This is a genomic window from Paraconexibacter sp. AEG42_29, from assembly GCF_040581415.1.
Lineage (GTDB): Bacteria > Actinomycetota > Thermoleophilia > Solirubrobacterales > Solirubrobacteraceae > Paraconexibacter.
In genome coordinates, this window is record NZ_CP114014.1 from 2,024,100 (window position 1) to 2,038,996 (window position 14,897).

At 73.0% G+C, this 14,897-nt stretch carries 17 protein-coding genes; 7 read left to right on the forward strand and 10 right to left on the reverse strand.

Going from position 1 to position 14,897, the window contains the following annotated elements; genetic code table 11:
• The first annotated feature begins 161 nt into the window (after nucleotides 1-161).
• From DSM112329_RS09770 to DSM112329_RS09785, 4 genes are all read left to right on the forward strand, one after another.
• Nucleotides 162-1,178 (forward strand): serine protease, encoded by a 1,017-nt coding sequence (locus DSM112329_RS09770; RefSeq protein ID WP_354701627.1) that lies wholly within the window; start codon nucleotides 162-164, stop codon nucleotides 1,176-1,178.
• 128 nt (nucleotides 1,179-1,306) lie between these two features.
• Nucleotides 1,307-1,912: a dihydrofolate reductase family protein gene (locus DSM112329_RS09775; protein WP_354701628.1), complete on the forward strand. Its 606-nt coding sequence runs from the start codon at nucleotides 1,307-1,309 to the stop codon at nucleotides 1,910-1,912.
• A gap of 123 nt (nucleotides 1,913-2,035) precedes the next feature.
• On the forward strand, nucleotides 2,036-2,680 hold the full coding sequence (locus DSM112329_RS09780; protein ID WP_354701629.1) for an MBL fold metallo-hydrolase: 645 nt from the start codon (nucleotides 2,036-2,038) through the stop codon (nucleotides 2,678-2,680).
• A gap of 189 nt (nucleotides 2,681-2,869) precedes the next feature.
• A complete protein-coding gene (locus tag DSM112329_RS09785; protein ID WP_354701630.1) occupies nucleotides 2,870-3,019 on the forward strand; it encodes a hypothetical protein in 150 nt (49 codons plus the stop codon).
• On the opposite strand, the gene arsJ is transcribed toward DSM112329_RS09785, so the two are convergent.
• The 9 genes from arsJ to DSM112329_RS09830 all read right to left on the reverse strand — a co-directional run bounded on the left by arsJ (nucleotide 2,976) and on the right by DSM112329_RS09830 (nucleotide 10,140).
• Nucleotides 2,976-4,232 (reverse strand): organoarsenical effux MFS transporter ArsJ, encoded by a 1,257-nt coding sequence (gene arsJ / locus DSM112329_RS09790; protein ID WP_354701631.1) that lies wholly within the window; start codon nucleotides 4,230-4,232, stop codon nucleotides 2,976-2,978. The two genes, DSM112329_RS09785 and arsJ, sit on opposite strands and share 44 nt — an antisense overlap.
• A gap of 3 nt (nucleotides 4,233-4,235) precedes the next feature.
• The gene (locus tag DSM112329_RS09795; protein WP_354701632.1) at nucleotides 4,236-5,240 is read right to left on the reverse strand and encodes an ArsJ-associated glyceraldehyde-3-phosphate dehydrogenase; all 1,005 of its coding nucleotides are present in this window, start codon (nucleotides 5,238-5,240) and stop codon (nucleotides 4,236-4,238) included.
• Nucleotides 5,241-5,244: 4 nt separating this feature from the next.
• Nucleotides 5,245-6,042, reverse strand: coding sequence for an arsenite methyltransferase (gene arsM, locus DSM112329_RS09800; RefSeq protein WP_354701633.1), 798 nt, complete (start codon nucleotides 6,040-6,042; stop codon nucleotides 5,245-5,247).
• Complete coding sequence (locus DSM112329_RS09805; RefSeq protein WP_354701634.1) at nucleotides 6,030-6,383, reverse strand: metalloregulator ArsR/SmtB family transcription factor; 354 nt, start codon at nucleotides 6,381-6,383, stop codon at nucleotides 6,030-6,032. The genes arsM and DSM112329_RS09805 overlap by 13 nt, the downstream gene beginning before the upstream one ends.
• Before the next feature lie 159 nt (nucleotides 6,384-6,542).
• Nucleotides 6,543-7,655, reverse strand: coding sequence for a GGDEF domain-containing protein (locus DSM112329_RS09810; RefSeq protein ID WP_354701635.1), 1,113 nt, complete (start codon nucleotides 7,653-7,655; stop codon nucleotides 6,543-6,545).
• 42 nt (nucleotides 7,656-7,697) lie between these two features.
• A complete protein-coding gene (locus DSM112329_RS09815) occupies nucleotides 7,698-8,120 on the reverse strand; it encodes a hypothetical protein (protein WP_354701636.1) in 423 nt (140 codons plus the stop codon).
• 124 nt (nucleotides 8,121-8,244) lie between these two features.
• Nucleotides 8,245-8,616, reverse strand: coding sequence for a hypothetical protein (locus tag DSM112329_RS09820; RefSeq protein ID WP_354701637.1), 372 nt, complete (start codon nucleotides 8,614-8,616; stop codon nucleotides 8,245-8,247).
• On the reverse strand, nucleotides 8,613-9,653 hold the full coding sequence (locus DSM112329_RS09825) for an LLM class flavin-dependent oxidoreductase (RefSeq protein WP_354701638.1): 1,041 nt from the start codon (nucleotides 9,651-9,653) through the stop codon (nucleotides 8,613-8,615). Before DSM112329_RS09825 ends, DSM112329_RS09820 begins: the two co-directional genes overlap by 4 nt.
• A 67-nt stretch (nucleotides 9,654-9,720) precedes the next feature.
• Nucleotides 9,721-10,140: a hypothetical protein gene (locus tag DSM112329_RS09830; RefSeq protein WP_354701639.1), complete on the reverse strand. Its 420-nt coding sequence runs from the start codon at nucleotides 10,138-10,140 to the stop codon at nucleotides 9,721-9,723.
• A gap of 35 nt (nucleotides 10,141-10,175) precedes the next feature.
• On the opposite strand from DSM112329_RS09830, the gene DSM112329_RS09835 reads away from it, so the two are divergent.
• Nucleotides 10,176-11,654, forward strand: a complete 1,479-nt coding sequence (locus DSM112329_RS09835; protein WP_354701640.1) for an NAD(P)/FAD-dependent oxidoreductase — start codon at nucleotides 10,176-10,178, stop codon at nucleotides 11,652-11,654.
• Nucleotides 11,655-11,775: 121 nt separating this feature from the next.
• Nucleotides 11,776-12,663 carry an alpha/beta hydrolase gene (locus DSM112329_RS09840; RefSeq protein WP_354701641.1) on the forward strand — a complete coding sequence of 296 codons (888 nt, stop codon included), beginning with the start codon at nucleotides 11,776-11,778 and terminating at the stop codon, nucleotides 12,661-12,663.
• Nucleotides 12,664-12,685: 22 nt separating this feature from the next.
• Here the strand turns inward: DSM112329_RS09840 and DSM112329_RS09845 are convergent, their stop codons facing one another.
• The gene (locus DSM112329_RS09845; protein WP_354701642.1) at nucleotides 12,686-13,582 is read right to left on the reverse strand and encodes a TIGR03620 family F420-dependent LLM class oxidoreductase; all 897 of its coding nucleotides are present in this window, start codon (nucleotides 13,580-13,582) and stop codon (nucleotides 12,686-12,688) included.
• A gap of 43 nt (nucleotides 13,583-13,625) precedes the next feature.
• Here DSM112329_RS09845 and DSM112329_RS09850 point away from each other — a divergent pair, with 43 nt between their 5' ends.
• Complete coding sequence (locus DSM112329_RS09850; protein ID WP_354701643.1) at nucleotides 13,626-14,894, forward strand: PP2C family protein-serine/threonine phosphatase; 1,269 nt, start codon at nucleotides 13,626-13,628, stop codon at nucleotides 14,892-14,894.
• Nucleotides 14,895-14,897: the final 3 nt, after the last annotated feature.

Consider the following 14,897-nt stretch of genomic DNA (forward strand, 5'->3'; position numbering starts at 1 on the left):
GCGGCGGCGCGCGTGGCCGGCCCACGAAGATCGGCGCGGGTCCCTGTGCGCCGAACCCGCGCAGGGTTCACCGGCGGTGTGGGAGGATCGACGGCCGCGTACTCGCCCGCGGCACGATCGTGATCCCGGCGAGCATCCGCTACCCGTCGAAGAAGGCCCCCGTGCACCAACGATCCCTTGCGCTCCTGGGCGCGCTCCTCGCGTTCGGCGCGTGCGCCGGCACCGCGCAGGCCGCGAACCCGCCGGCGTTCGCCGCGCCCGCAACCGCGACCGTCCACCCGGGCGTGATGACCTTCACCAAGGGGTCGCAGTGCACGGCGAACTTCGTCTTCTACGACGCCACGACGACGTACATCGGCCAGGCTGCGCACTGCTCGGGCACCGGCGGGGCGACCGAGACCGACGGCTGCACCGCCAAGTCGCTGCCGATCGGCACGCCGGTCGAGGTCGGCGGGGCGTCCAAGCCCGGCCGGCTGGCCTACAACTCGTGGCTGACGATGCAGGCAGCGAAGGAGAAGGACGCCGACACGTGCCAGAACAACGACTTCGCGCTGGTCGCGCTCGACTCGGCCGACGCCGGCAGCGTCAGCCCGGCGATCCCGACGTTCGGCGTCCCGACCGGCCTGAACACCACCGGGGTCGAGGCGGGGGAGACGGTCCGCAGTTACGGCAACTCCGGGCTGCGCGGCGGCATCGCACTGCTCAGCCCCAAGACCGGGTTCAGCGTCGGGCAGGGCTCCGGCGGCTGGAGCCACACCGTGTACACCCTGACGCCCGGCCTGCCCGGCGACTCGGGCAGCGGCTTCATCGACGCGCGCGGGCGTGCGTTCGGGATCCTGTCCACCCTTTCGCTCCTCCCGCTGCCTGGGTCCAACGGCGTCAGCGACCTGTCCCGGGCGCTCGCCTACATGGGCGCCCACGGCGGCCCGGCCGTGGTGCTGGCGGACACGAGCCGCGCCGCGGCTCCGGTGCCCGCAGCCGCGAGCGGCCCCGCGCAGGCGCCCGCGACGAAGGCGACGACGACGAAGGCCAAGAAGGCCGCGGCGAAGGCGAAGAAGGCGAAGGCGAAGGCCAAAGCGGCGAAGGCGGCAAGGGCGAAGGCGAAGAGGAAGGCGGCGGCGGCCAAGGCCAGGCGGGCCAAGGCCGCCAAGAAGAAGGCGCAGCCCGTCCGGGGGTAGGTCGGGTCCGGGGCCGCTCGGAGCACACCCGCTGACGGTCCCTCTGCGGGCCGCGCGGCGGACTATCCTCGGCGGGCGGTCGCCCGGTGGGCGCCTGCGATACGCCCCCACCCCGGAAAGGGACGCCGATGTCGGAGACCACCTGCCACATGTCGATCTCGCTCGACGGCTTCGTCGCCGGGCCGGATCAGAGCCAGGATGACCCCTTGGGCAAGCGCGGGAAGGAGCTCCACGCCTGGCACATGGGCGACCCGCGCGCCACCGAGGCGAACACGACCGCGGCCGGCTGGCTCATGCGCCCGCGCGGCGCCTACGTCATGGGCCGCAACATGTTCGGGCCGATCCGCGGTGAGTGGGACGGGGACTGGCAGGGATGGTGGGGGGCCGAGCCGCCCTACCACGCGCCGGTCTACGTGCTGACCCACCACGCGCGCGAGCCGCTCGAGCTGGAAGGCGGGACGACCTTCCACTTCGTCACCGGCGGCTTCGACGCCGCCTACGCCCTCGCGCGTGAGACGGCGGGGGACGACGGGGTCGACATCGCGGGCGGCGCCTCGACCGTGCGGCAGGCGCTCGCCGCCGGGGTCGTCGACGAGCTCACGCTCGACATCGCCCCGGTCCTGCTGGGGGCCGGCGAGCGGATCTTCGACGGCGTCGCGTCCTTCGGCTTCGAGCCGGTCGAGGTGCTGCACTCGCCGCTGGCCACGCACATCCGGTACCGCCGGGCAGGGTGAGGATCCCGGCGCCGTGATGAGTTTCCGCCGCGCCCGCCGTCTCATCGGGCGCCCGGACGATCACCAGACCCAGGAGACCCCCTTGTCCCACGCAGCGACGGCCGACGCGAAGGCCGGCCCACGATGAGCCCCCGCGACCCGATCACGGTCACGCCATACCGCGTCGCCGACCTGCTCGCCGAGGACGAGCGGATGCCGGTCTGCGTCCACGTCATCGACCATCCCGACGCACGCGTGCTGGTCGACACCGGCCTCACCGAGCTGCACCCGGCGGCCGCCGACCTCGATCCGCGGCTGCAGCCGCTGACCGAGCAGGACCTCGATCTCGCGAGCATCGACATCGTCGTCAACACCCACCTGCACTTCGACCACTGCGGCGGGAACCACCTCTTCGCCGGCCGGCCGGTCTACGTCCAGCGGCGTGAGCTCGACGACGCGCGTAACCAGGACGACTACACGATCCGCGAGTGGGTCGACGCCCCCGGCGTGCGCTACGTCCCGGTCGATGGCGAGCTCGAGCTGCTGCCCGGGCTGCGCCTGGTCCCGGCCCCGGGCCACACGGCCGGCATGCAGATCGTCGTCATCGAAACCGGTGGCCGTCCCATCGTCGTCGGCGGCGACGTGGCGGTCTGGTTCGGCGAGCTAGACGACCCGCAGACCGAGGGCCAGCGCCGCGTGTGCGCGCTGGACCCCGAGCTCGTCTGGCTCACGCACGTCGACGAGCCGTGGCGACCGGCGAGGGTCCGCTCGTCCTTAGGCTCGACCTGAGTCGGTCGGCGCCGTGATGCCCGGTCAGGCTGCTGCGTTCGCTACGCGGCGGGGGATGGTCCGGCCCGGCGCACGATCGGGGTGGGGTGACGTCCCTGCCGGCCGCATCGATCTCGACCCGCCTGAACGTGGGGCAGATCTTCACCGTTCGCTCACCGCGCAGCCGCTCAGGACCGGTACACCAGGGGCATGAACACCACGTCGACGGCCGCGGCGCTGCTGGAGCCGATCCCGGCACACGAGAGCTGCGGAAACCGGGTGGACGAGCAGGGCACGATCGTCTGCCACGGGAGCTTCACGTGGAAGCTGCGGCGTGCTGCGGAGCCGGGAGCCCGCTGACGGGCCGGCGGTCGATCCTCCGGGACAAGAGTCCTGCCGCGAGCACGCAGCCGGTCGAGGCCCACAGGCACGCCTCGAGGCCCTGCCACTGGTAGAGCGCCCCGGAGAGGATGGTCCCCGCCAGCCGGCCACCGGCGTTGGCCATGTAGTAGAAGCCGACGTTCATCGCGACCTTGTCGCCGTCGGCGTAGGCCAGGATCAGGTAGCTGTGCACGGCGCTGTTGAGGGCGAAGACGACGCCGAAGACGATGAGGCCGGTGATCACCGCGAGGACCGGGTCGGCGCCGGTCGCCAGCACGATCGCGATCGCGGCCGGGAACGCGGCGAGCAGGAACGCGAGCCAGGCGGCCGTGCCGCCGTCCGGGCTGCGGACGTAGCGGGGCGCAGTGGCCTGGACGAGTCCGTAGCCGAGCACCCAGACGGCCATGAAGATCCCGACCTGCCAGAACGACCAGCCATGCTCGGCACGCAGGAACACCGGCAGACCTACCACGAACCACACATCCCGGGAGGCGAAGAGGAAGACGCGGGCCGCCGCGAGCGCGTTCACCGCGGGGTTGTTGGAGAACATCTGCCGGAACCGGGCCTTCGCGTCCGGGCGGCCCAGCTCCCCCCGCATCAGCGTGACGACAGCGACCAGGGCGGCGAGGACGAGGCCCGCGAGGAGCAGCATGCCGGCCTGGAAGCCGACCAGCGTGAGCAGCAGGCAGCCGAGGAAGAAGCCGACGCCCTTCAGCGCGTTCTTGGAGCCGGTGAGAATCGCCACCCAGCGGTAGAGCGCACCGGCGTCGTCCTCGGCCACCACGAGCCGGACCGCGGACTTCGAGCTCATCTTCGTCAGGTCCTTGGCGATCCCCGAGAGCGCCTGGGCGGCCATGACATAGCCGACCGCGAGCCACGACGGGGGCACCGCGCCGAGCATCACCAGGGCGACCAGTTGGACCGTCAGCCCGCCGATCAGCGTCGCGCGGAGGCCGAGCCGGGCGGCCAGCCACCCGCCGACGAGGTTCGTCACGACCCCGAAGACCTCGTAGAAGAGGAACAGCGAGGCGACCTCGAACGGGCTGTAGCCGAGCTCGTAGAAGTAGAACAGCACGAGCATCCGGCTGGCGCCGTCGGCGATCGTGTCCGCCCAGTAGGCCGCAGTCACAAGGACGTAGTTGCGTACGTCGGCGGACCGCGGCACCCCTGTCTCCTGCGTGACCGCCGGCATCGCTCAGGTCGCGAGGGCAGCGCCGACGAGTCCGGCGAGCTCGACCAGGCGGTTCGCGTAGCCCCATTCGTTGTCGTACCAGGCGAGGACCTTCACCTGCGTCCCGCCCGTGACCATCGTGGAGAGGGCGTCGACGACTCCCGATCGTGGGTCGTTCGCGTAGTCGACGGACACCAGCGGCCGTTCCTCGTAGCCCAGGATGCCGGCGAGCGGACCGTCGGCCGCGGCTTTCAGCAAGGCGTTGACCTCGTCGACGGTCGTCGGGCGCTCGACCTCGAACACGGCGTCGGTGAGCGACGCGTTCAGCAACGGCACCCGGACGGCGAGGCCGTCGAGCTTCCCGGCCAGTTCGGGGAGGATCAGGCCGATCGCGGCCGCCGAGCCCGTGGTGGTCGGGATCAGGGAAAGCGAAGCCGCCCGCGCCCGGCGGAGGTCCTTGTGCGGGGCGTCGACGATCGTCTGCGTGTTGGTCGCGTCGTGCAGCGTCGTGATGGTCCCGTGCCGGATCCCGAGACCGTCCTGAAGGACCTTGACCACCGGTGCCAGGCAGTTGGTCGTGCATGACGCGGCCGTCAGCACCCGGTGCTCCGCGGGGTCGTACCGGTCGTCGTTGACGCCCATGACGACGTTCAGCGCCTCGACGTCCTTGACCGGCGCGGCGACGATGACCGTCCGCACGCCGGCATCGAAATAGGGCTGGAGCGCCTCCACGGTCCTGAACCGCCCCGAGCACTCCAGCACGATGTCGACGTCGTCCCACCCCCCGCCACCGGGGGTGGCGGCGTCGGTGAAGACGAGGTCGGTGCCGTCGACGGTCAGGGTGCCGGCGTCGCCGCGGGCGCCCCGATCCCAGCGGCCGTGGACCGAGTCGAACGTGAACAGGTGCGCCGCGGTGTGCGCGCCGCCGATGGGCTCGTTGACCTGGACGAACTCGAGGTCGGGCCGGTCCCAGCCGGCGCGCAGCGAGAGGCGACCCATGCGGCCGAACCCGTTGATGCCGACGCGCATCGGCTCAGGTCGCCCGGGCGGGCTTCGCGGCGCGGATGATGGCCGCCGCGGCCTGGTCGTGCACGCGGTGCGTCTCGCGGATCTCGATCGCGCCGAGCCCGGCGTCGGTCAGCGCCTGCTCGAACTCCTCGCGGGTCAGCGCGCCGGCGATGCAGCCGGTCCACGCTGCCATGTCCGCACGGGTCGCGGCGTCCATGCCGGGGTCGGCGATCACGTCGGAGACCGCGAACCGGCCTCCGGGCCGCAGCACGCGGGCGACCTCGCGCATCACCTGCGGCTTATCGCCGGAGAGGTTGATGACGCAGTTGGAGATCACTACGTCGACCGACGCGTCGGGAAGGGGGATGGCCTCGATGTGGCCCTTGACGAACTCGACGTTCGCGAGCCCCGCCTGCGCCGCGTTCGCGCGGGCGAGCTCGAGCATCTCGTCGGTCATGTCCAGGCCGATCGCGCGGCCGGTCGGGCCGACCCGCGCCGCGCTGATGAACACATCGCCCCCGGCGCCGGACCCGAGGTCCAGCACCGTCTCGCCATCGTGCAGGTCGGCGACGGCGGTCGGGACGCCGCAGCCGAGCGACGCATCGAGAGCGCCGCCGGACGCGGCGAGCTCGTCGGCGTCGTAGAGCGCATCGCCGAAGACCTGCGTGCCGGCCGCGTCGGTCAGCGCGACCTCCGCCGGGCCGCAGCACGACGCCGGGGCGCTCGCCCCGGCCGCCGCGGCGCGCGCCGCGGCCGCGTACTTGGCCCGGACCGTCTCGCGGACGGCGTCGGCATCGGCCCGGGCGTCGCTCAGCTCAGCCATGTGGTCAGCTCCTTCAGCGCCCCAGGGCGCAGGTAGTAGTACATCCAGGTTCCGCGCCGCTCGGCACCAAGGACCCCTGCGGTGACCAGGACCTTCAGGTGCTTGGCCACCGCGGCCTGCGACATGTCGAAGAGCGGCAGCAGCTCGCACTGGCAGATCGCCTCGGGGTCTGCCTTGCGGATCGTGTCCACGATCCGCAGCCGGGTCGGGTCCGCCAGGGCCTTGACGAGCGTTGCCAGTTCGACCGCCGCCTCGGCATCCAGGTCCGGGACGACGGCCGCGATGCAGCAGCCGCCGGCCTGACGTTCACGGGGGGACATCACCGGTGCGGTCGTGCTCACGATGCCTCACCATACACAACCGAAAGGTGATGACAAAACCGATCAGTTATGCTCTAGTGGAGCGTGGAGCATGAACCAGGGTTCCGCCACCGTTGCGGTGGTGAATGTCCGGACGAGCGCCCGGCCCGGCCGGAGGTGGCCCCGAAAGGTGGCCGACGGTCAGGCGGCCAGGCGGGAGTGGGCTGCCGACACGTCGTCGCCCGCGATCGCCACGCGGTCGCGTCCCGCAGCCTTGGCCTCGTAGAGCGCGCGATCGGCACGGGCGAACCAGCTGTCCGCGGCCTCGCCGGGGAACGCCTCGGCGATGCCGACGCTCGCGGACAGCTGCAGCGTCTCGCGCGGACCGGCTACCTCGAGCTGCCGCACCGCCACCAGGAACCGCTCGGCCAGGCGGCAGCCGTCCTCGGCGCTCGCGTCGCGCAGGATCACCGCGAACTCGTCGCCCCCGAACCGGGTGACGACGTCCCGCCGTCGGGGAAAGCTGCGGGCCAGCGCGCTTGCGAACGCCTCGAGCGCGCTGTCGCCGGTCTGGTGGCCGTGGCGGTCGTTGATCTGCTTGAAGTTGTCCAGGTCGACGACGGCGAGGCACGCCGGCTCGTCGACGAGCGTGCGCACCTGCACGGCGCGGGGCAGCTCGCGCTGCAGGACGCTGCGATTCCCGAGCTTGGTGAGCGGGTCGACCTCCACCTCGCGGCGGGTGTCGTCGAGCTCGACCCGGAGGACCTCGACGCGCTCCCCGAGCTCGCGGGCCAGCTGGACCTGGCGTGCGCTGCGCTCGTCGGCGATCTCCGACAGGCGCTGGACGGTCTGCAGGGCGGTCGCCTTCAGCTCGGCGGCGGGGCCTCCGGCCGCGGCGCGCAGGCGGTCGAGCTGCCCGGCCGCGTCCGCGTCGTTCGCGCCGTCGCCCACGATGGCCTGCGAGAGCCCGTCGACGACCAGCCAGACCGCGTCCTGCAGGTCGGTCATCGAGCGGGCCACGGCGTCGCGGTCCTCGCGGACGTGGGCGACGACGTGGCGGCGGAGCCCGGCCCAGTCGCGGCCGGTCGGGGCGGCGCCCCCGCGGGCGTTCGGGGCCGGCTCGAGGAGCAGGAGGTGCCGTGCCCAGGCGTCGAGGCGGGCGGCGGGCTCGGGCCCGCCGGACGCCGCCTCCGCAAGGGCACGCACGATCGCGGCGGCCGCGTCGAGGACCGAGTCAGGGGTGCCGTCCCGGCTGCCGCGAGCAGCGGCGGGGGCCGGCTGCGGCTCGGGGGCGCTGGAGCGACGGAGCTTCACGCCACCGCAGTCGCCCGGAGCGCGGCGGACTTGAGCGCGCGGTCAGTCGCGCCAGGACACCGCGAACTCCGACGTGCGGACCGACCGGCGCGGCTGCACCGGCGCGGTCACCGCGGCGTGCACGATCTCGGAGCCGAGCTCCAGGTCGAGGTGCACCACGTTCTGCCCGCGTTCCCGCAGCGCACTCCGTGCGCTGCGATCGCCGACCGAGTCGCAGATGCGCTGCAGCCGCTTGGCCAGCTCCGCATCGCCGACGTGGGTGAACCGGATGTACCGCTGCCCTTCGAGCTCGTGCAGGCGCGGGCTCGCGTCGCGGTCGCGGTCGGTGTTCGGCCGCCGGCCCGGGAACTGCCGCACGACGCAGACGTCGGCGACGGCTCGCCCGTCGATGAAGGCCTGCCCGGTCGTCTCGGTCCGCTGGCCGCGGCGGTGGGCGTGGTTCGTCGTCGTGGTCCCGTGATCCATCTGTGTGCCTCGTTGTTCGCGCATCCGTGCGGTGGCGCCCAGGTGGGACGCCACCGCGCCGTCGTACCCAACGATGGCCGCGCTACACGTTGTCGCATTTGACACCACTGCGGCGCCGCCGAAGTCAACGCCGGGGCAGTGCGGCGACCAGGTCGCGGTGGGCCAGCACGACGGCCGGGTGCTGCTGCAGCGCGTCGAGGTAGCGGTAGCCGAATGCCGTTGCCGGGTCGGGGACGCGGAGCAGCGCGTCCACCCGCACCAGCGCCGCGTCGGCACGAGGCTCGTCCTGCTCGGCACGCGCGGCGTCGAGCTCCGTGATGAGCCCGGCGAGTGGGCCAAGCCACGCGAAGCGCTGATCCTCGGTCGCGGCCTGGAGTGCCTGCATCGCGGTGAGGCGACCGTGGACGCGCTCGACCTCCTTGCGCTGCTCGTCGAGCAGTTCGCGGTGGAGCTGCACGAGCGCGAGCCGGGCCGCCTCGGTCGACGGACCGGTCATGCCGCGCTCGGCGCGCCGGCGACCAGGGGCTTGACCGCGGTCCCGAGCAGCTCGATGCCGCGCAGCATGGCGTCGTGGCCCAGCCGCTCGTTGGTCATCTGCAGCGTGATCCGGTGCAGGCCGCCCAGGTCCTCCGAGGCTGCGAGGATCTTCCCGGCGACCGTCTCGGGGTCGCCGATGAACAGCGCGCCGCCCGGCCCGCGCTGGACGTCGTAGCTGTAGCGCGACGGCGGCGGGTACCCGCGCTCGCGGCTGATACGGCCGAAGAGCTGCTCGAAGCCGGGCCAGAACAGGTCAGCCGCCTCCTGTGTGGTGTCGGCGACCATCCCGGGGACGTGGATCGACACCTTGAGGTCCGCGGGCGCATGCCCGGCCCGCGCGCCGGCGGCCCGGTAGAGGTCGACGAGGGGCCGGAACCGTGCCGGCTCGCCGCCGATGATGGCCACCATCAGCGGCAGCCCGAGCGTCCCGGCCCGCTCGAACGACTCGGGGCTGCCGCCGACGCCGAGCCAGATGGGCAGCTGGTCCTGCACCGGCCGCGGGTAGACGCCCTGCCCGGTGAGCGGAGCCCGGTGGCGCCCGGACCACGTGACGGTCGGCTGCGCGCGAATGGCGAGCAGCAGGTCGAGGTTCTCGGCGAAGAGCGAGTCGTAGTCGGCCAGCGAGAGGCCGAACAGCGGGAACGCCTCGGTGAACGACCCGCGGCCGACGACGAGCTCGGCCCTCCCGCCGCTGATCAGGTCGAGCGTCGCGAACTGCTGAAACACCCGGACCGGGTCGGCCGCGCTCAGCACCGTGACGGCGCTGTTCAACCGGATCCGCTCGGTGCGGGCGGCGATCGCCGCGAGGATCAGCGACGGCGCCGAGTCCAGGAACTCGGGACGGTGGTGCTCGCCGACGCCGAAGGTGTCGAGGCCGGCCCGGTCGGCCTGCTGGGCTTCCTCGAGGAGGTGCGCCATGCGCTGCTCGGGGGTCAGGGCGACCCCGGTGGACGGGTCGGTCACCGTCGAGACGAAGCTGTCGATTCCGATCTGCATGTCGTCTAGTAAAGCACAAGCGGACCACGGTCCGTTTATGCCATACGGGGGCCTGAGCCTGCAGGCGTCAGGTGGTCGCCGCTCGAGGTCGCGGGTGCCGGTGCGCGTACTCGTCGGGACGCGCCAGCATGACGCCGAGCATCGCCGGGAACATCACGGTGTGCTCGGCCATCATGAGCGTCGTGTAGTCGGTGACCGCGCCGGCGGCGAGCAGGGCGAGGACGCCGAGGGTCGGCACGACCATCGCCGCCGCCATCTCGCCGGCGACGCGCCACCGGTGGCCGCGGTAGCGCATCCAGCCGACCATCGGGGCGGTCATCGCGACGCACATCACCGCAAGCAGCAGGGCGGGGGCGTTGTCGTCGTCCGCCCCGGCGGCCTCGAGCAGGTGCTCGGCCGGGACGAACAGCACCGCCATCCCGACGAGCATCGCCACGACCATCTCGACGTAGTGGCGCCAGAAGGTGAGCGAGCGGAGAGCGGACACACCCGCGATCGTACGCTGGCGTACCGTTGCGGGCGATGAGCACCCCGACGCCCGCCGAACGCCGCACCCCGACCGTCGCCGTCATCGGCGCCGGGATGTCCGGCCTGTGCATGGCCGCGAAACTCAAGCGTGCCGGCATCGAGGACTTCACGGTCTACGAGAAGGCCGCCGACCTCGGCGGGACGTGGCGGGACAACACGTACCCCGGGCTGACGTGCGACGTGCCCTCGCGCTTCTACCAGTTCCGCTTCGCGCCGAACCCGGACTGGTCGCGGTGGTTCTCCGCCGGCCCCGAGATCTGGCGGTACTTCGACAAGGTCGCCGACGACCTGGACCTGCGCCGTCACGTCCGGCTGAGCAGCGAGCTGGTCGACGGCCGCTGGGCGGACGGCCGCTGGCAGCTGCGCTTCGCCGACGGCGCCGAGGCGAGCGCCGACTTCCTCATCTCCGCCTGCGGCATCCTGCGCATCCCGAACGTCCCGGCGATCGCGGGCCTCGACTCGTTCACGGGGGCGGTCTTCCACTCCGCGCGCTGGGACCACTCCGTGCCGCTCGCCGGCCGCCGGGTGGCGGTGATCGGCACCGGGTCGACCGGCGCCCAGATCGTCGGTGGCCTGGCCGGGGTGGCGTCGGAGGTGCGGCTGTTCCAGCGCTCGGCGCAGTGGATCCTCCCGATGTTCAACCCGCGCTACTCCCGCCTGACGAAGCTGCTGCACCGCCGCTTCCCGCAGCTGGACGTCCGCGGCTACGACAAGATCAGGGCGCGGGCCGAGTGGATCGGGTCCGCCGTCACCAGCCCGGGGCCCAAGCGCACGCTGCTGCAGACGATCTGCCGCCTGCACCTGCGCCGCGTCCGGGACCCGGAGCTCCGGGCCGCCCTGACCCCCGACTACCAGCCGATGTGCAAGCGGCTCGTCGCGTCCTCGGCGTTCTATCCGGCGATCCAGCGCGCGGACAACCACCTCGTCACCGACCCGATCGACCGCGTCGAGCCGACCGGGATCCGCACCGCGGACGGCACCCTGCACGAGGTCGACGTGATCGCCCTGGCCACCGGGTTCGACGCCCACGCGTTCATGCGTCCGCTCGCGCTGACCGGGGTGGACGGCGTGACGCTCGACGAGGCGTGGGCCGGCGGGCCGCGGGCGTTCATGACCGTCGCGCTGCCCGGGTTCCCCAACCTGTTCACGCTGATGGGCCCGCACAGCCCGGTCGGCAACTACAGCCTCACCGAGATCGCCGAGAGCCAGGCCGACCACATCCTCGGCTGGATCGACCGCTGGCAGTCCCGGGACATCGACGCCGTCGCCCCGACGGAGGAGGCGACCGCACGGTTCAACGCCGAGATGCGCGCCGCGATGCCCGGCACGGTGTGGGCGACGGGCTGCCAGAGCTGGTACCTCGGCGCGGACGGGCTGCCCGAGCTGTGGCCCTGGACGCCCGACCTGCACCGGGCCCGGCTGCGCCAGGTGGAGCCCGCCGACTACGAGATCACGGCGCCGGCAGCGACCTGACGAAGCGCCCGGCTGCGGGGTCGTAGCGCCGGGCCTCACAACCCTCGGGCGTCCGGTCCTTCGGTGAGACATGTCACACTGCGTCGCGTTTTCCGCGAGCCGTCCGGGGCATTGGAGTCTGGTGCGATTGCTCGATCCGTTCGGCCTCTCGGCCCACCCCGCCGTCCCGCCGATCAGCCTGCCGCCGGGCCAGACCGTCGTCGTCCCCGGACGCGGCGAGCTGTTCTACCGCGACAGCGGCGGCACGGGACCGGTGCTGTTGCTCCTCCACGGCTGGATGGCCACCAGCGACCTGAACTGGATCACGACCTACGGGCCGCTGCAGGCGGCCGGATACCGGGTGCTGGCACTGGATCACCGTGGTCACGGCCGCGGCCTGCGCGCGCCGCAGCCGTTCCGCCTGGAGGACTGCGCCGGCGACGCGGCGGCGCTGCTCGAGGCGCTGGACGTCCGCGACGCCGTGGTGGTCGGCTACTCGATGGGCGGGCCGATCGCGTCGCTCGCCGCCTACCGGCACCCCGAGCGGATCGCCGGGGTCGTGCTCGGCGCGACGGCGCTGCACTGGAAGGGGCTCGGCATGAGCGTCCTGTGGAGCGGGATGGCCGGGCTGCGCCTGTTGCTGGGCCTGGCCCCCGACCTGCTGTGGCGCGCGATGGTGCGGGCGGGCGGGGCGCCGGCCGACTCGACCGGGAGCTGGATCGCGGGCGAGCTCTCGCGGGGCTCCAGCAGCCACCTCGCCGAGGCCGGCCGCGAGCTCTCCCGGTACGACGCCCGGCCGTGGATCAGCGACCTGCCGGTGGCGGCCGCCGTCATCGTCACCACCCGCGACGCCGCCGTCCCGCCGGAGAAGCAGCGCGCGCTCGCGGCGGCGCTCGGCGCCCGGGAGTTCGACATCGACGCGGACCACATGGCCGCCACGCATCCGTCGGGCGTCTTCCCGCGGGCGCTCCTGGAGGCGGTGGCCCACGTCCGCAGCACCAGCAGGTCCACCCGCGCGGTCGCGGCCTGAGGCAGGCCCGCGCCGCGCCGCGCTACTCCGGGGCGAGCGCCGTCAGCACGTCCAGGTCCGGGGTCGGGCGGCCCTTGAGGGACACCGGCTGGATGCAGACGTGGGTGGCGCCGGCCGCGTAGTGCTCCGCGATCCGCGCGCGGATCGCGTCGGGGTCGCCGATCACGATCAGGTCGTCGACGAACCCGGGGTCCTGGGCCTCGATCTGCTCCTCGGTGTAGCCGAGCCGCTTCCAGTTGTTGCGGTAGTTCGGCAGCGCGCCGTAGCGGGCGACCTGGGCGAGGGCGGCGTCGCGCGCGGCGTCCTGCTCGGCCGGCGCGGCCAGGATGACCTTCTGCTCGACGCACAGCAGCTTGTCGGGGCCCAGGATCTCGCGGGCCTGGCGGGTGTGCTCCGGGGTGGTGAAGTACGGGTGGGCGCCGTCGCTGCGATCGCGGGCGAGGGCGATCATCTTCGGCCCGAGTGCGGCCAGCACGACCGGCGCCGCCTCGGCGGGCTCGGGGCCCTGGTAGGGCGAGGCCTCCATGGCGTCCAGATAGCCGCGCATCGCGGTGACGGGCTTGTCGTAGGACAGGCCGCGCAGGCCCTCGACCAGCGGTTTGTGGGACACGCCGATCCCGTTGATGAACCGTCCGCCCGACTGCTCGGCGAGGGTGTTGCGCGCCTGCTTCATCGCGCCCGGGTGACGGTTGTAGAGGTTCGCGATCCCGGTCGCCAGCAACAGCGTGTCGGTCACCCCGACCAGGTGGGCGAGGTGCACGAGCGGGTCGCGGCCGACGGTCTCCGGGTGCCAGAGCGCCGAGTAGCCGAGGGCCTCGATGCGCTTCGCCGCTTCGCCGGCGTCGCGGGCCGAGAGCCCGTCCGTGAACGTCCACACGCCGATCGGACGCAGGGACGCGGACAGATCACTGGTGGTCATACCCCGATCGTATTGGGAGCACCGACCCCACTAGGGTGGCCCGATGCCCTCGGGTCCTCCACCAGACCCGACGGGCCGGCGGTCGCTGGACGACGCGGCCATCGCGCGACTGCTGACCGGCTTCCTGCGCCGCACGCACCTCAGCACCCCGGCCGACGTGGCCCGCGTCACCGCCGAGCAAGGGGCCGAGATCGGCGCCACCGACGTCGAGGTCTACCTGATCGACTACGCGCAGGAGGTGCTCGTCGCGCTCCCGCAGTCCGGCCGCCTGACGCCCCCGCCCCTGGCCGTGGCCGGCACCGTGGCCGGGCGCGCGTTCAGCTCGTCGACGATCCTGACGACGGCGGCCGAGGCCCCGGACCGCTGCCGCCTGTGGGTGCCCCTGCTCGACGGCACCGAGCGCATGGGCGTCCTGGCCATGTCGTTCGCCGAGCAGCTCACCGGAGACCTGCTCACGGAGACCTGCGAGCGGTACGCCCACCTCGTCGCGGCGACCGTCATGACGAAGGACGCGTACGGCGACAGCTTTGAATTCGCCCGGCGCCAGGCCCCGATGTCGCTGGCCGCCGAGCTCGTGTGGGGGCTCGCGCCGCCGATGATGTTCGCGACGGACGACCTCGCCCTGGCCGGCATGCTCGAGCCCGCCTACGACAACGGCGGGGACGTCGTCGACTACGCCGTGAACGACCGCTTGCTGCACCTGGCGATGTTCGACGCGATGGGCCACGGGCTCGCCGCCGCCGGTGCCGCTGCGTTCGCGCTGGCCGCCTACCGCCACAGCCGGCGCAGCGGCCACGACCTCACGCAGACCCACGCCGCGATGAACCAGGCGGTCGAGGACCAGTACCCCGACCGCCGCTTCGTGACTGCGGTGGTCGCGGAGCTTGACCTTGACTCCGGTCGCCTGCGGTACTTCCTCGCCGGGCATCCGCCGCCGTTCATCGTTCGTGGCAGCCGCCACGTCGTGACGCCGCCGGCCGTCGGCGTCCCGCCGCTGGGCAGCGGCCTGCCGCACCGCGCCCCCGCGATCCAGGAGGTCGCGCTGCAGCCGGGCGACGTCCTGTTCCTCTACTCCGACGGCCTGACCGAGGCGCGCGACGGCGACGGGGAGCTGTTCACGCTCGAGCGACTCACCGACTTCGTCATCCGCGAGGCGCAGGCCGGCCACCCTGCCCCGGAGATGCTCCGCCGGATCCGCACGACGATCCTGTCCGGCGGGCACGTCGAGCTGCGCGACGACGCCAGCGCGCTGCTGGCGGAGTGGCGCCGCGGCTCCGAGGCGAGGCTGCTGCCGCAGACGGTCCTGGAGTAGGCG

Excerpts from the sequence above, each read along its gene's own strand:
- DSM112329_RS09775 (WP_354701628.1), top strand. The coding sequence starts at position 1,307 with ATGTCGGAGACCACCTGCCACATGTCGATCTCGCTCGACGGCTTCGTC.
- DSM112329_RS09780 (WP_354701629.1), top strand. The coding sequence starts at position 2,036 with ATGAGCCCCCGCGACCCGATCACGGTCACGCCATACCGCGTCGCCGAC.
- DSM112329_RS09785 (WP_354701630.1), top strand. The coding sequence starts at position 2,870 with ATGAACACCACGTCGACGGCCGCGGCGCTGCTGGAGCCGATCCCGGCA.
- arsJ (WP_354701631.1), bottom strand. The coding sequence starts at position 4,232 with ATGCCGGCGGTCACGCAGGAGACAGGGGTGCCGCGGTCCGCCGACGTA.
- DSM112329_RS09795 (WP_354701632.1), bottom strand. The coding sequence starts at position 5,240 with ATGCGCGTCGGCATCAACGGGTTCGGCCGCATGGGTCGCCTCTCGCTG.
- arsM (WP_354701633.1), bottom strand. The coding sequence starts at position 6,042 with ATGGCTGAGCTGAGCGACGCCCGGGCCGATGCCGACGCCGTCCGCGAG.
- DSM112329_RS09815 (WP_354701636.1), bottom strand. The coding sequence starts at position 8,120 with ATGGATCACGGGACCACGACGACGAACCACGCCCACCGCCGCGGCCAG.
- DSM112329_RS09820 (WP_354701637.1), bottom strand. The coding sequence starts at position 8,616 with ATGACCGGTCCGTCGACCGAGGCGGCCCGGCTCGCGCTCGTGCAGCTC.
- DSM112329_RS09825 (WP_354701638.1), bottom strand. The coding sequence starts at position 9,653 with ATGCAGATCGGAATCGACAGCTTCGTCTCGACGGTGACCGACCCGTCC.
- DSM112329_RS09835 (WP_354701640.1), top strand. The coding sequence starts at position 10,176 with ATGAGCACCCCGACGCCCGCCGAACGCCGCACCCCGACCGTCGCCGTC.
- DSM112329_RS09845 (WP_354701642.1), bottom strand. The coding sequence starts at position 13,582 with ATGACCACCAGTGATCTGTCCGCGTCCCTGCGTCCGATCGGCGTGTGG.
- DSM112329_RS09850 (WP_354701643.1), top strand. The coding sequence starts at position 13,626 with ATGCCCTCGGGTCCTCCACCAGACCCGACGGGCCGGCGGTCGCTGGAC.